Source organism: Herminiimonas arsenitoxidans, assembly GCF_900130075.1.
Taxonomy (GTDB): domain Bacteria; phylum Pseudomonadota; class Gammaproteobacteria; order Burkholderiales; family Burkholderiaceae_D; genus Oxalicibacterium; species Oxalicibacterium arsenitoxidans.
This window is the reverse complement of sequence record NZ_LT671418.1, coordinates 2,127,243-2,141,259: the sequence shown is the minus strand read 5'-3', so window position 1 is coordinate 2,141,259 and position 14,017 is coordinate 2,127,243. Positions and strand designations below refer to the sequence as shown.

The following is a 14,017-nucleotide window of genomic DNA, read 5'->3' as shown; positions in this document are numbered from 1 at the left end:
CTGAAGTTTGATATGCACATCCCGAATTTATAAGCATGAATTGCTTCGTTGGATGTATGAGAAGGAGAGGCTAGGATTCAACTTGTCATTGTCCGATATCTCTCAAGATTGGATTTAACCCGCGCCGCAAGGCCGCGGGTTTTTTTATGTTCTTGCAGTGTTAAACGGGTTTGTAGAGGTATGACATCGATTAGCCAATATGTGGAATCTATCTCGGTCAAGATCGAAAACGCAGCTTAATTTTCCCAAGCCTGTGATCGCTCTACCGCACGATGCCAAGTGTGCAAGCGTTGCGCGCGCTCATCGGCCGTCATGTTCGGATCAAAACGCTTTTCCATTTTCCACTGCGCTGCAATCTCTTCTTTCGATTCCCAGAACGACACACCAAGTCCGGCAAGGTAGGCCGCGCCCAATGCAGTGGTTTCCGTAATGACGGGACGGATGACGGGCACATCGAGAATATCTGCCTGAAACTGCATCAACAAGTCGTTACCTGCTGCACCACCATCCACACGTAATTCCTGTAGCGTAAGTTGGGCATCTTTTTTCATTGCATCCAGCAGATCGACGCTTTGATACGCGATGCTTTCCAGCGCAGCACGAGCAATGTGTGCCTTGTTGCTGCCACGTGTCATGCCGATGATGGTGCCGCGTGCGTAGGAATCCCAATACGGTGCGCCGAGGCCGCTGAAGGCCGGTACGAATACCACGCCGCCGTTATCCGGCACACTTCTCGCCAGCGCTTCGACGTCGGAAGATTTTTGGATGATACCCAAACCATCGCGCAGCCATTGCACGATGGCACCGCCCATGAAGACACCGCCTTCGAGCATGTAATCGGTGCGCGCAGCCGCGCCTGCACCTAAAGTCCAGCCGATGGTTGTTAATAAATTATTGTGCGATGTAATGGCTTGCTCACCGGTGTTGAGCAGCATGAAGCAGCCGGTACCATAGGTATTCTTGGCCATGCCGGGTTTGTGACAGGCTTGGCCAAAGGTGGCGGCTTGTTGATCGCCTGCGATGCCGGCAATCGGAATCGGGCTGCCGAATAGTTCCGCGTGAGTATGGCTGGTAACGCCGCTGCTGGCGACCACGGTCGGCAATAGCGCACGTGGAATATCCAGTATGGCGAGTAATTCATCATCCCATTGCTTGGTGTGGATGTTGAACAGCAAGGTGCGTGAGGCATTGCTGCTGTCTGTCATGTGTTCACCGGACAGCTTGAAGATCAACCAGCTATCGATGGTGCCGAATGCGAGTTCTCCGCGTTCGGCTTTGGTACGTGCTCCCGGCGTGTGATCGAGCAGCCATTTAACCTTGGTGCCGGAAAAATATGAGTCGAGCAGCAACCCAGTTTTTTGCTGGAATAATTCGGTTTTACCTTCTGCGCGCAATTGATCGCAGAAGGCTGCAGTGCGTCTGTCTTGCCACACGATGGCATTGGCGATCGGTACACCGGTCTTGCGATCCCAGATGACGGTGGTTTCACGCTGGTTGGTGATACCGATGGCAGCAACATCGGATGCGTTGACCTGCTGTTCTTTTAATACTTGTTGTGCGACGGTGAGCTGGGTATTCCAGATCGCATTTGCATCGTGTTCTATCCAGCCGGGTTCAGGATATATCTGAGGGTATTCTTGCTGCGCGACACCGTGTATTTGTCCGTCGTGATTAAACAGAATCGCACGTGAACTGGTCGTGCCTTGATCGATCGCGAGTATGAATTTGCTCATCGTGGGCTGGAGTAGATTTAAACGAGATAGGCGTGTTCAGGAAGGCCGGGCACATCGACGCGCATGGTCAGCACGCAACCGGATAAAGGATATTGCTCCAACTCGGCTGCCGGACGATTCTTGCTGACGGTGGTGATGTAAAGCGTGCGCAAATCATCACCGCCAAATGCCATCATGGTCGGGCAGCGTGCAGGCACTACAATCTCATTCAGTACATCACCGTTTGGAGACAAGCGCAGAATTTTTCCGCCTTCATACATCGCGCACCAATAAGCGCCTTCACTATCGACGGTAGCACCATCCGGACGACCACCGTAGTTGTTCAATTTGTCTGTCGAGAATTGTTTCAACAAACGGCTGCCTGCAATGTTGCCGGTAGCAAGATCGAATTCGTAGGCGAAGATACGATGCGAGGTAGTGTCGGCGTGATACAGGGTTTTGTTATCCGGACTGAAGGCGACGCCATTCGATACTGTCGCGCGCTTACCGCTATCGCGTATGGCGCCATGTTCAACACAAAACAATGGAGCATTCGGATGATCGCGTGGTTCGTATATCGATCCTACCCACAGGCGACCGGCGGCATCGCAACGGCCATCATTGAAACGAGTGGTCTTCGGATCGTAAGGCGCATCGGCTATCACTGTCAGTTTGCCGCTAGCGGTGTCCAGTAATGCGAGGCCGGAGCGCAAGGCAACGAGCAGGCCACCGGCAGCGTTAATCGCAATACAGCCCGGCTCAGAGGGCATAGCCCACTGCTGATGTGCGTCGCTGACTGGATGGTGGCGATGCACGGCGCATCCATCGATATCTATCCAGTACAAGGCCGCTTCCTGCGCATGCCACAGCGGACACTCACCCAATTGCATGCGTGTAGTCAGAAGTGGCTGGATTTCGTGCATCGACATGGCAGTTGCTTTTTGTGGGGGGAATGCGCCATTATGCAGTGAAAATCTTGTGCATAAAGGAGTTTGAATTGAATCAGTCTGCATCAAAACCGGTCATCGCTTTTCTGGGCATAGGCCTGATGGGCAAACCTATGGCAACCCGATTGCTACAGGCAGCTTATGAGGTCACTGCATGGAATCGCACACGTAGCAAGGCGGATGAGCTCGCGCCGCTGGGTGCAAAAGTGGCAGAGCAGGTGGCAGATGCCGTGCGTGACGCTGATATCGTGATCACGATGCTGGAAGCCGGCCCGATTGTGGCGCAGGTAATAGACGCGGCGTTGCCGGGTTTGCGCCATGGTGCGCTGGTGGTGGATATGAGTTCGACGCGTCAATCCGAAGCGCAGGACGTGCATGCCAAATTGGCTGCGGCTGGTGTGCGCTTTATCGACGCGCCGGTCTCCGGCGGCGTGGTTGGCGCACAAGCTGGTTCGCTGGCAATCATGGCAGGCGGTAGTGCGGAAGACTTTGCTGATGCAGAAGCGGTGTTGACCGTGATGGGGCGTCCAACACTGGTCGGTCCTGCCGGTTGTGGTCAGATCGCCAAGCTGTGCAATCAGTTGATCGTTGGTGGCACTTTGAATATCGTGGCAGAAGCCTTGTTGCTGGCGCAGGCCGGCGGGGCCGATCCAACAGCAGTGCGTGCAGCGATACGTGGCGGTTTTGCAGAAAGCCGGATACTGGAAGTACATGGTCAGCGTATGTTGGACCGTAACTTCTTGCCGGGTGGTCAGGTCAAGAGTCAGTTCAAGGATCTGGAAAACGTCTTGATCGCAGCAGCTAACGCTGGTTTGCGTTTGCCAGTGACAGAGCTGGTGACGGAAAACTATCAAAGCGTGTTGCAGCGTGCGCCACAAGCCGATCAATCGGCCGTGTTGTTGGCGCTGGAACAAAGCAATCCCGGTCAGCGTTTAGGCCAAGCAGCAGATCAATTGCCTAGCTAAGCACACAGCAATATTGCGTATCGATATGAACATTTGTTTGTTTTATCGGTCTACTTGCTTCAACTCTGAACAATGTTCTTCCTGATAATACTCAGACTGTCTTACTCAATGGTTCATCATGCCTAAAGAACGTATCGATTGGCGCGCCGTTTGGCGTTTGATTCAACCTTATTGGGTATCGGAAGAAAAATGGCGTGCGCGTGGATTGCTGCTCACCATCGTTGCGCTTGCCTTGGGCATGGTCTACCTCGAGGTATTGTTCAATACCTGGAATCGCGAGTTCTATAACGCGCTGGAGACGAAGAACTACAAGATATTTACCGAGCAGTTGTGGCGCTTCACTTATCTTGCCTTCATCTTCATCGCTGTTGCCATTTATCGCATCTACCTGACGCAAGCACTGCAAATGCGCTGGCGTATGTGGATGACCAAGCAGTACATGGCGCGCTGGCTGAATCATCAGGCTTATTATCGGATCGAACAAACGCACACTGCGGATAATCCGGATCAACGTATCGCGGAAGATTTGAATCTCCTTACCGCTGGAACCTTGTCACTGTCGCTAGGTTTTCTGTCTAGTGTCGTCACGCTGATTTCCTTCATAGGTATCTTGTGGGCGGTTAGTGGGCCGATTTCATTCATGCTTGCTTCGCAGGAAATAACGATACCTGGCTACATGGTATGGTTTGCGATTGCCTATGCGGGTATAGGGTCAGTGATTGTCGGTTTGGTCGGCTGGCCTTTGGTTAGCAAGAATTATTTGCGTCAACGCTTTGAAGCAGATTTTCGTTTTGGTCTGATACGCGTGCGTGAGAATGCAGAAGCAGTCGCGCTATATCGCGGCGAAGCCGAAGAAGGTGTGCAACTGAATGACCGCTTCCAGCGCATACGCGATAACTGGTGGGGCATTATGCGCACCACCAAGAGTCTGAATCTGGTTTCTACTTTCTATTCGCAATTCGCCAATATCTTCCCGTTTCTGATGGCTGCGCCGCGCTATTTTTCCGGCGCGATCACGCTGGGTGGCCTGATGCAAATCAGCTCGGCTTTCGGACAAGTACAAGGTGCCTTGTCATGGTTCATTTCTGCCTTTACCGACTTGGCTGAATGGAAGGCCAGCGTCAATCGTCTGGCTGGATTTCATACGGCCGTCGATGCTGCGCAAGTGGATATAGATGGTGTGAAGGTAGAGACGAATAATGTAGGCGCAATTCTGATTGATCGCCTCACATTGAATTTGCCGGATGGACAGCCATTGACGTCTGCGCTGACCGTCGATATTCAGGCCGGTCAGCACATTCTGATTGCAGGACCGTCGGGTTGCGGCAAGTCGACATTGGTGCGTGCGATTGCCGGCATCTGGCCTTACGGTAGCGGCAATATTGAAATTCCGAAAAGCTGGAAGCTGCTTTTTCTGCCGCAAAAAAGTTATCTACCTATCGGTACCTTACGCGCTGCGGTTGCTTATCCAGCCGGTGAAAAAACGTATACCGATCTGGCGATTCAACACTATTTCGATCTGTGCAAATTGCCGCACCTGAAACAGCAACTCGATCATGTCGATAACTGGAGTCAGCGTTTGTCTCCTGGTGAGCAGCAACGCGTTGCTTTTGTACGTGCTTTGCTGACGCGGCCGGATGTACTCTTCATGGATGAAGCAAGTAGTGCGCTGGACACGGAAACGGAAGATTTTGTTTACCAATTAATCGTGCAGGAATTGCCGGAAGCCGCGATAGTCAGCGTCGCACATCGTGAGAGCGTGGCGAAGTATCATAAAATGCGTTGGCAGTTCGTCGCAGATATGAGCGTGCCGCGAGTCGACAGCGATGAATCGCAGCGCGGACAATATACAATTCAATGCACGAAGCAGGGTAAGGCATAGCAAATAATCATCTTGCCATCGAGTGCGGATCACCGAAACAAATACGCTTTGCATGTAGCGAGCGTAACCATGATGACAAGAACATGAAATTCATTTCCACAATTGCATTGCTATCCTTACTTGCCGGTTGCGCGCAAGTACCAGTCGGTACTGATTCTGCTTCGGTCAATACGCGTATCGTTCATTTCTCTGAAGGTGCCCCAGGCAGCATGCCATCAGCCTGGGAACCGATGATCATTCATCGCAACAAGAAGCTGACTGAATATTCTCTGGTTGACGATAATGGAACGACGGTATTGCATGCGCGTGCTGCTAAAGCTGCATCAGGCTTGATGCAAAAAGTGGATATCGATCCCATGCCGGATCTGATGATCAACTGGAAGTGGCGCATCAACGGTCTAGTCGAATCAGCGAACAATTACGATCGCGGCCTAGAGGATGCGCCTGCGCGCATCATTCTGGGTTTCGATGGTGACAAGGACAGTTTGCCTTTCTCCGATCAGATCATGTTTGAAACGGCACGCTTGCTGACGGGACGAGAAGTCCCTTATGCAACGCTGATGTATATCTGGGGGCGCAAAGCACCAGTAGGCACGGTAATCCCGAATGCACGCAGCAATCGCGTCAAGATGATAGTCGCGGAAAGCGGCCGTGAAGGTATAGGCGAGTGGCACAGTTTTACGCGCGATATCGTTGCTGATTATGAAAAAGCCTTCGGTGAAAAGCCGGGCAAGTTGATAGGCGTCGGTGTACTGACCGATACTGATAACACGGGTGAAACGGTAGAAGCCTGGTACGGCGATATCAATTTGTCACGCTAGCAGACTTCATTCAATTTACGCTAGAATGGCGGCAGGCATGACAGGATGCCTGTTCTCGCAAAAGCCGATGCACCTGTTTTTGTTTTTTCAGTTCGGAGCAGCTGCAACCAAGCAGCAAAAAACCGCACGTTAAACCTTGATGTCGTAGCGAGAAACGACAATATGAAAGGAACGTCATGTGGTCTACATCTCTCCCCGTCGGCAACGACTCCCATAGCAATCTCGGCAGCAATCTTTCCAATAGCGATTTTTTACGCAGATATGCGCGTCGTTTATTGCGTAGTGCACAAGCCAGTGAACCCAGCAAAGCATTGCCCGTTTTGAGACGCATCATTGCGATGAAGATCATGCCGGAATTGCGCGTCACCGAGCTGTATGCCGTGCGTGAAACGGTACAACTCAAACATATCTTGCATACGCTGGCGAAGGAACTTGGCTTTGCTGCGTGGGAAGTGTGCAAGAACCAGATTGATGCGATGCCGACTGCAATCTTGGATCGTTATCGATTGGAATTGGGCATGTTTGGCGACTACCAGCAGAACTGGTTTGCCGATGCAGCCACTGCGCGTGATTGGCAGCAGCAGAATGGTGGTTATCTGATTAGTTACGGTCAACAGGCCGTCGCGATTCTTGCTTAATCAGTTGTGATTTTTTCTGCGCCGAATGTTATTCGGCGCAGAAAATTGTTTTATGCCTGCTTCAGGAAAGTCTCTGCCAAGCGCACCCAATAGGTCGCGCCGATAGGCAATAAATCATCGTTGAAGTCATAGCTGGGATTATGCAAATTGCATGGGCCCAGGCCGTGTCCAGCCGAGCGATGATCACCTTCACCATTACCGATGAATACATAGCAGCCGGGTTTGTCTTGCAGCATGAAGGCAAAATCTTCCGCGCCCATGGTCGGCTCGACTTTGGGATCTACCTTGTCGACACCGACGATGGATTGCATGACCTCAACTGCGAATGCAGTTTCTTTCGCATGATTGATCAGCGGTGGATAGTTGCGTCGAAAGTTGAATTTGACCGTTGCATCAAAGGCCTGCGCGGTGTGCTCTGCGATTGCGCGCATGCGTGTTTCTATCAAATCCAATACTTTCAGATCGAAGGTACGCACGGTACCGACCAGCGTTGCATCGTCCGGAATCACATTCGTGGTGCTGCCGGCGTGGATTTGCGTGATCGATAATGCTGCGGCGTCGATAGGACTCTTGTTGCGCGTGATGATGGTTTGCCAGCTCTGTGCAATTTGCACTGCCACCATGATCGGATCGATGCCTTTATGCGGTTGTGCTGCGTGCGCACCTTTGCCGCTGACGATCACTTCGAATTCATTGCTCGATGCCATCATCGGGCCGGGCGTCACACTGAATTGGCCGACTGCAATGCCGGGCCAGTTATGCATGCCGAATACAGCTTCCATTGGACATTGCTCGAAGAGACCGTCGTCTATCATGCGCTTCGCACCGCCGCCGCCTTCTTCCGCCGGTTGGAAGATCAGATAAATGGTGCCGTCGAAATTCTTGTGTTGTGACAGATAATGCGCAGCACCCAAGAGCATCGCGGTATGACCATCGTGGCCGCAGGCGTGCATCTTTCCCTGATTCTTGGAAGCGTGAGCGAAGGTATTGAGTTCCTGTATAGGCAAGGCGTCCATATCGGCACGCAAGCCGACTGCGCGCTTGCTACTACCATTCTTGATGATGCCGACGACGCCTGTGACGCCCATGCCGCGCACTATGGGTATGCCCCATTCAGTTAATTTTTTCGCGACTAGCTCAGCGGTGTCGCGTTCTTCAAAGCACAACTCAGGATGTGCGTGAATTTCATGACGAATCGCTTGCAATTCGTTGTGAAACTGGATGATGGGATCAATCAACTTCATGGTGTCTCCACATTCTTGCGGCGTGCTCGATTGTCGTTTTGTTTTACGACAACTGTTGCTTGATTTGTACTGCGAGAATTGTCTATCTTACGCCAACTGTGCAGAGTGCGTAACGATGGTGGCGCCGTAATAGAATAGATTTTCGAAAAATATGGCGGCGCGTGCCATGTTCTGGTGCAAGATGGTTTTGCTCATAGCAATACGTATTCCTTTATTACATTATTAAATTGGAATTATGAATAGATCGCCGCCATTGCCTGTCCGTAAAACAATATATCGATGGCAGACATGGATGCTGATCTGCAGCGCCTTGTTAGTCAGCGGTTGTGCGCAAATCAGTTATTACGCGCAAGCGACACATGGGCAGTCCTCTTTGCTGGCCGCGGCTAGACCGATAGACGATTTATTGCTTGATCCAGAAGTGGATGGCAAGCTTAAACAGCGGCTTGCCAGGGTCAAGGAGATGCGTCAATTTGCCGTGCAGGATCTGGGTTTGCCGGATAACGCCAGTTATAAAAACTATGCTGATTTGCAGCGGCCATATGCGTTATGGAATGTGGTGGCGACGCCGGAATTGTCTATGCAGCCCTTGCAATGGTGTTTCCCGGTAGCTGGTTGCGTCAGTTATCGCGGGTATTACAGCAAGGACGATGCGCAGGATTTTGCGGCGAGTCTGCGCGCTGATGGCTACGACGTGCAAGTCATAGGTGTGCCTACTTATTCGACTTTGGGGTGGTTCAAGGATCCTGTTCTGTCCACGTTTATACGCTTCCCTGACGGTGAGGTGGCACGATTGATATTCCATGAGTTGGCGCATCAGGTCGTGTATGTCAAAGACGATAGCCAATTCAATGAATCGTTTGCCACGACGGTAGAGGAGGTCGGTGTCGAGCGTTGGCTGGCAACGCATAGCGATGAAAAGACGCGTCTGCTGTATGCTGATTTGGCACGGCGTAAAAAACAATTTGTCGCCTTGTTGCTGAAGTATCGTCAGAAGCTGGTCGAGAACTATGCCGATGATGTGAGCGATGCAGAGAAGCGGACGCGCAAGAAAGAAATCTTCGCTGCACTGCAAAATGAATATCAGACCTTAAAAGTCTCGTGGGACGGATACGCCGGTTACGACCGCTGGTTTGCCGAGCCTTTGTCGAATGCGCATCTGGCCTCGATTGCGACGTATCATGATTTCGTCCCCGGCTTCCGCGCCTTGTTGCGCGAGCAAAAGGACTTTGCCGATTTTTACCGTGCGGTGATAGCGCTGGCGGCATTGAACAAGCAGGAACGCGATCAGGAATTAACAAAGCTGGCTGCACCTGCTTCCGCGATTACGCATGCCGGGCGGTGAAAGGGGCGCGTGATCATTGATGTATATCAAAGCGGGCACGGGATCTTCAATCAAAATGCTTGCACATAGACGCGCTGCCCGATAGCATCGACTTACCTGAGTAACAATGACGGCAATCACTCTCACAACAAAAAAGACTAGAGGTGAAAATGGACAAGTTTTGGCTAAAGTCGTATCCAGAAGGCGTACCGGCAGAAATCGATTCCAACCAATATGGTTCTTTGGTTGAATTGCTGGATGAGTCATTCAAGAAATTCGCCGACCGCAAAGCCTGCATTTGCATGGACAAATCCCTTACGTTTGGTGAAGTGGATGTGTTTTCCCGAGAATTGGGCGCGTGGTTACAGAGCATAGGTTTGGCAAAAGGCGCGCGTGTCGCCCTGATGATGCCCAACATCTTGCAGTATCCGATTGCCATTGCTGCAGTCCTGCGTGCCGGCTACGTTGTCGTCAACGTCAATCCTCTATACAAACCGCGTGAGCTGGAACATCAGCTGACCGACTCCTGCGCGGAAGCCATCATCATCCTGGAGAACTTTGCCTCCACACTGGAAAAAGTCATCGCCAGCACGCAGGTCAAGCATGTCATCGTGGCCTCGATGGGCGATATGTTTAGCGGCGTGAAGGGCGCGATCGTTAATTTTGTCGTGCGTCATGTGAAGAAAATGGTGCCTGCTTACACTTTGCCGTATGCAGTTACCTTCAAGGATGTGCTGAAGCAGGCAGAAGGCATGACCTTGCAAAAGCAGGCGCTGGGTCATCAAGATCTCGCCTTCCTCCAATACACCGGCGGCACGACAGGCACCGCCAAAGGCGCGATGCTGACACATCGCAATATCATTGCCAATGTGCTGCAAAACGAAGCCTGGATTTCGCCGGCCTTGAACAAGCTACCCAAGGACAAGGTATTGATCTTCGTCTGTGCGTTGCCGCTGTACCATATCTTTGCATTGACGACGTGCGGCATGCTGGGTGCACATCTGGGCGTCACGAATCTCTTGATTCCGAATCCGCGCGACATTCCTGGCTTCATCAAGGAGTTGATGAAATACAAGGTGAACTTCCTGCCGGCGGTAAATACCTTGTACAACGGTTTGTTGAATAATCCTGATTTTGCCAAGGTCGATTTTTCTGAGCTGATGCTGTGTAACGGTGGCGGCATGGCGGTGCAACAGGTTGTCAATGACAAATGGAAGGCGTTGACGGGTTGCGCCATTTGCGAAGGATATGGTTTGTCGGAAACGTCACCAGTGGCGACGGCCAATCCTGTTACTTCAAACGAGTTTTCCGGCACCATCGGTTTGCCGGTTTCTTCGACCGAGTTGAAGATCATCGACAGCAATGACAATGAAGTACCGCACGGCAGTCCCGGCGAAATCGCTATTCGCGGCCCGCAAGTGATGGCGGGTTACTGGAACAATCCTATCGAGACGGCACAGTCGATGACGGAAGACGGTTTCTTCAAGACTGGCGATATCGGCGTCATGGATGAACGCGGTTATACCAAGATCGTCGATCGCAAGAAAGACATGATTCTGGTATCCGGCTTCAACGTTTATCCAAGCGAAATCGAAGGCGTGGTTGCTGCGCATCCTGGCGTGCTGGAATGCGCGTGCATAGGCGTGCCGGATGAACACACGGGCGAGGCCGTCAAGTTATACGTAGTGCGTAGAGATCCAGCTTTGACCGAAGAAACCTTGATGGCTTATTGCAAGGAGCAATTCACCGGTTACAAGAAGCCGAAATGGATAGAGTTCCGCACCGAATTGCCGAAATCAAATGTAGGCAAAATCTTGCGGCGTGAACTGCGGGATGAAAAGGTTACAGCTTGATTAATAGTTGCGTCGTTTCCGCATAAATGGGAATGACGCAACTATCAAAAGAAGAAGAGTTTATTTATGCGGTGCGATAGCCGGTGGTAATGGCCGCGCTTTGCGATTACTGTCTGTCGCAACATAGGTGAGCGTTGCTTCGGTCACTTTTACGATTTCCACATCCAGACGATTGCGTTCTGCATAACATTCCACATTCACTGTTATCGAGGTATTGCCGACTTTGACGATCTCGGCATAGATGGACAGCAGATCGCCGACGAATACCGGATGTTTGAATAAAAACGAATTCACTGCGATGGTCACGACGCGGCCATTGGCACGGCGTGTTGCGCAGACGGCCCCGGCCAAATCGACCTGTGCCATGATCCAGCCGCCGAATACGTCGCCGTGCATATTGGCATCTTGCGGCATTGGTACGACGCGCATTTGTGGAATCTTGCCTGCGGGCAGATCGGTGTGGTGTTCACTTGCCATGTTGTCTCCTGTGGATAATTTCTTTAACCGCTACAATCCTGAACCCGAAGCATAAACCATCTGACCAAACCTTGCCCCATGCGCCGTTCTTCCGCTTCATCCGAGCCAGCTCCACCATCCAGCAATCGTAGCGACTGGAGCACGCTCAAGACATTGTTCCCCTACTTGTGGACATACAAGTGGCGAGTCGCGCTCGCTTTGGTATTTTTGATAGGAGCCAAGGTTGCCAACGTAGGCGTACCGTTGGTGTTGAAGCGTTTGATTGATAGCCTGACAATTAGTCCGGGCAGCCCGCAAGCTTTGCTGGTGCTGCCGCTTGGCATATTGGTGGCGTACGGTGCCTTGCGTTTGTCGACCACATTATTTACCGAGTTACGCGAATACACTTTTGCCAAGGTCACGCAGCGCGCAGTGCGCACAATCGCGTTACAGGTATTCCGTCATCTGCATTCCTTGTCTTTACGCTTCCATTTGAATCGCCAGACTGGCGGCATGACGCGTGATATCGAGCGCGGTACCAAAGGCATTTCCTCGCTGATTTCCTACACGCTGTTCAGCATCTTGCCGACCTTGATTGAAATCGCATTGGTGCTCGGTTATCTGGCACTGCATTACGACATCTGGTTCACGGTGATTACTGGTGTGGCGCTGGTTAGTTATATTGCATTCACCGTCGTGGTGACGGAATGGCGCACGCACTTCCGCCGCACGATGAATGATCTCGATTCCAAGGCGAATACCAAGGCCATCGATTCGCTGATCAATTACGAGACAGTCAAATATTTCGGTAATGAAGATTACGAAGCCAAGCGTTACGACGAAGGCTTGAAGCGTTACGAAACAGCGGCCGTCAAATCGCAAACATCCTTGTCGCTGTTGAATACCGGACAATCGAGCATCATTGCGATAGCCGTCACTTTGATACTGTGGCGCGCAACGCAAGGTGTGATCAATGGCACGATGACTTTGGGTGATCTGGTGCTGGTGAACGCCTTCATGATTCAGTTGTATATTCCATTGAATTTTCTCGGTGTGATTTATCGCGAGATCAAGCAGAGTCTGGCTGATATGGAACGCCTGTTTGCATTGCTCGATCAACATCGTGAAATTGCCGACAAGCCCGATACGCAAGCGCTCGTGACTGATGGTGCTGAAGTGCGTTTCTCACATGTCGATTTCAGCTATGAAGAGAAGCGGCAGATTTTGTTCGACGTCGATTTCACGATAGCCGCTGGTACCACGACTGCAGTAGTCGGGCATAGTGGTTCCGGCAAGTCCACCTTGTCGCGTTTGCTGTTCCGTTTTTATGACGTAAACAAGGGCGCGATTCTGATCGATGGACAGGATGTGCGAGATGTCACACAAGCCTCCTTGCGTCAGGCGATAGGTATCGTGCCGCAGGACACGGTGCTGTTTAATGACACGATTGAATACAACATCGCCTACGGTAAACCGGGTGCAAGCAAGGAAGCGATTGTTGCTGCCGCCAAGTCTGCCTACATTCACGATTTCATTGAATCTTTGCCTGACGGCTATGCCACGATGGTGGGTGAGCGCGGCTTGAAATTGTCTGGTGGTGAAAAGCAGCGTGTGGCGATTGCGCGTACCTTGCTGAAGCATCCTGCGATTTTGATTTTTGATGAAGCGACATCGGCACTGGACTCCAAGTCTGAGCAGGCGATACAGGCGCAGCTCAAGGAAATTGCAAAAGACCGGACTACACTGATTATTGCGCACCGCCTGTCGACAATAGCCGATGCAGAGCAGATATTGGTATTGGATCGTGGTCGCATCGTCGAACGTGGCTCGCACATGCAGTTGCTGGCAGCTGATGGCGCTTATGCGCAAATGTGGATGCGTCAGCAAGTGCGGCAGGATGACGAGCTGGCGTCACCTTTGCCAGAGGACGCTGAAGATACTGCAGAAAATGCGCCGCCCAAGCTGCCTTTCGATTTGTATTAAGTTAATGGCAGGCGCATGGAACTTCGCCTGCCCATGATGCTCTACAGGAAGAGAGCTAGCCAGCAGACTACATTGAAATTTTTCCCGAATTCATCAACGATTGGCATAAGATGTTCCGTATGCCTTGCGCATGAATGAGCTTGCACAGAATTACCCGGGTTTTTCTTGATGTCATCGTCGATGGCACTGGTT

At 51.6% G+C, this 14,017-nt stretch carries 11 protein-coding genes; 7 read left to right on the top strand and 4 right to left on the bottom strand.

Going from position 1 to position 14,017, the window contains the following annotated elements:
- Positions 1–236: 236 nt before the first annotated feature.
- Positions 237–1,733: a glycerol kinase GlpK gene (gene glpK / locus BQ6873_RS10055; protein ID WP_076592531.1), complete on the bottom strand. Its 1,497-nt coding sequence runs from the start codon at positions 1,731–1,733 to the stop codon at positions 237–239.
- A 17-nt stretch (positions 1,734–1,750) separates the two neighbouring features.
- On the bottom strand, positions 1,751–2,641 hold the full coding sequence (locus tag BQ6873_RS10050; protein ID WP_076592530.1) for an SMP-30/gluconolactonase/LRE family protein: 891 nt from the start codon (positions 2,639–2,641) through the stop codon (positions 1,751–1,753).
- Between the two features lie 68 nt (positions 2,642–2,709).
- Here BQ6873_RS10050 and BQ6873_RS10045 point away from each other — a divergent pair, with 68 nt between their 5' ends.
- From BQ6873_RS10045 to BQ6873_RS10030, 4 genes are all read left to right on the top strand, one after another.
- Complete coding sequence (locus BQ6873_RS10045) at positions 2,710–3,624, top strand: NAD(P)-dependent oxidoreductase (protein WP_083664538.1); 915 nt, start codon at positions 2,710–2,712, stop codon at positions 3,622–3,624.
- Positions 3,625–3,742: 118 nt separating this feature from the next.
- Positions 3,743–5,506: an ABC transporter ATP-binding protein/permease gene (locus BQ6873_RS10040; protein ID WP_076592528.1), complete on the top strand. Its 1,764-nt coding sequence runs from the start codon at positions 3,743–3,745 to the stop codon at positions 5,504–5,506.
- Between the two features lie 83 nt (positions 5,507–5,589).
- Positions 5,590–6,327, top strand: a complete 738-nt coding sequence (locus BQ6873_RS10035; protein ID WP_076592527.1) for a DUF3047 domain-containing protein — start codon at positions 5,590–5,592, stop codon at positions 6,325–6,327.
- Positions 6,328–6,503: 176 nt separating this feature from the next.
- On the top strand, positions 6,504–6,965 hold the full coding sequence (locus BQ6873_RS10030; protein ID WP_076592526.1) for a hypothetical protein: 462 nt from the start codon (positions 6,504–6,506) through the stop codon (positions 6,963–6,965).
- Positions 6,966–7,015: 50 nt separating this feature from the next.
- On the opposite strand, the gene BQ6873_RS10025 is transcribed toward BQ6873_RS10030, so the two are convergent.
- Positions 7,016–8,209 carry a M20 aminoacylase family protein gene (locus tag BQ6873_RS10025; protein WP_076592525.1) on the bottom strand — a complete coding sequence of 398 codons (1,194 nt, stop codon included), beginning with the start codon at positions 8,207–8,209 and terminating at the stop codon, positions 7,016–7,018.
- Between the two features lie 292 nt (positions 8,210–8,501).
- Between BQ6873_RS10025 and BQ6873_RS10020 the strand changes: the two genes are divergently transcribed.
- Together BQ6873_RS10020 and BQ6873_RS10015 are read left to right on the top strand one after the other, a co-directional pair.
- A complete protein-coding gene (locus BQ6873_RS10020; RefSeq protein ID WP_231949317.1) occupies positions 8,502–9,554 on the top strand; it encodes an aminopeptidase in 1,053 nt (350 codons plus the stop codon).
- Between the two features lie 149 nt (positions 9,555–9,703).
- A complete protein-coding gene (locus BQ6873_RS10015; protein WP_076592523.1) occupies positions 9,704–11,386 on the top strand; it encodes a long-chain-fatty-acid--CoA ligase in 1,683 nt (560 codons plus the stop codon).
- A 60-nt stretch (positions 11,387–11,446) separates the two neighbouring features.
- Here BQ6873_RS10015 and BQ6873_RS10010 read toward each other — a convergent pair whose 3' ends face one another.
- Positions 11,447–11,863, bottom strand: coding sequence for an acyl-CoA thioesterase (locus tag BQ6873_RS10010; RefSeq protein WP_076592522.1), 417 nt, complete (start codon positions 11,861–11,863; stop codon positions 11,447–11,449).
- A 78-nt stretch (positions 11,864–11,941) separates the two neighbouring features.
- On the opposite strand from BQ6873_RS10010, the gene BQ6873_RS10005 reads away from it, so the two are divergent.
- Positions 11,942–13,825 (top strand): ABCB family ABC transporter ATP-binding protein/permease, encoded by a 1,884-nt coding sequence (locus BQ6873_RS10005; RefSeq protein ID WP_076592521.1) that lies wholly within the window; start codon positions 11,942–11,944, stop codon positions 13,823–13,825.
- Positions 13,826–14,017 lie beyond the last annotated feature (192 nt).